Raw genomic sequence first — 1,376 nt, forward strand, 5'->3', positions numbered from 1 at the left:
TGAATCGCCCCGGGTTTCGTGGAGGCTCGGCTACTTGGAACCAGCCCCGGTCGGGACAGGTGTCTGAGGGTAGTGCTCGGGCCTGATGTGGGCCCAGTGGCTGGCCTCGAACTCGGCGGGCGGGACGAGGCCGATCTCGCCGTGGAGTCGCCTGTGGTTGAACCAGTCGACGTACTCGGCGACGGCGATCTCGACGTCGCTCACGTTCTTCCAGCCGCCCTTGGGGCGCATGACCGGGTTGCGGATGCACTCGGCCTTGAACAGCGAGTTGAGCGCCTCGGCCATCGCGTTGTCATACGAGTCGCCGCGCGATCCGACCGACGCGACGGCCTCGGCTTCGGCGAGCCGCTCGGTGTAGCGAATCGCTCGATACTGAACGCCCCTATCCGAGTGATGGACCAGGCCGGTGACGTCCTGCCCGGCCCGCTGCCGGTTCCACAAGCCCATGTCGAGGGCGTCGAGCGCCAGGTCGGTGCGCAGCGACGTGGACACCTGCCAGCCCACGATCATCCGGGAGAAGACGTCGAGGACGAACGCGACGTAGGTCCAGCCCGCATGCGTCCTGACGTAAGTCAGGTCGGCCACCCAGAGCTGGTTCGGGCCCGTGGCGACGAACTTCCGCTTGACCAGGTCCTCGGGTCGCTCGGTCTCAGCGCCGTCGCCGACGGTGGTCTTTCGGGTCTTCTCCCGCGGGATCCCACGCAGCCCCTCAGCGCGCATCAGTCGCTCCACGGTGCACCGAGCCACCGCGATCCCCTCGCGGTTGAGCTCGGCGTGGATCTTCCGTGCACCGTAGACACCGAGGTTGGCCTTGTGTGCGACCTTGATGTCCTCGACCAGCTCGGCGTCACGGATCGCGCGTGCCGACGGTGGCCGGGTCTTGGCGGCGTAGTAGCTGCTCGGGGCGACCTGCACGCCGGCGTCCTTCAGCACCGCGCAGATCGGCTCGACCCCGACCTCACGCCCATCGACCACGTCGTGGCGATGGGCCTCGAGGTAGGCCACTACCTGCTGGTGGGGCGGTCGAGCTCCGCCGCGAAGAAAGCCGAGGCCGTCTTCAAGATGTGGTTGGCCCGGCGCAGCTCGCGGACCTCCCGCTCGAGCTCGGCCAGCCGTTGCGCGTCGCTGGTCGTGGTGCCCGGCCGGACACCACCGTCGATCTCGGCCTGCCGAACCCAGTTGCGCAGAGTCTCGGGGTGCATCCCAAGCTGGTCGGCAACCCGAGCGATCGCGCCCTGCTTCGTCGCCGGATCCGCCCGCAACTCAACCGCCATCCGAGTGGCCCGCTCACGCAGCTCGTCGGGGTACTTCCTGGGTGCTGCCATGACTCTCATCCTCCATGGATTGAGAGCCTCCACCAGACCCGGGGCGATTCA

1 protein-coding gene is annotated in these 1,376 nt (G+C 68.1%); it reads right to left on the reverse strand.

Annotated elements, in window-relative coordinates:
• Nucleotides 1-30 precede the first annotated feature (30 nt).
• A protein-coding gene (locus tag ACYQ0U_RS22665; RefSeq protein WP_459976150.1) for an IS3 family transposase occupies nt 31-1,325 on the reverse strand; the annotation gives its coding sequence in 2 pieces (ribosomal slippage) (nt 31-1,046 and nt 1,046-1,325; 1,296 coding nt in all).
• Nucleotides 1,326-1,376: the final 51 nt, after the last annotated feature.

This window comes from Nocardioides pyridinolyticus, assembly GCF_054653575.1.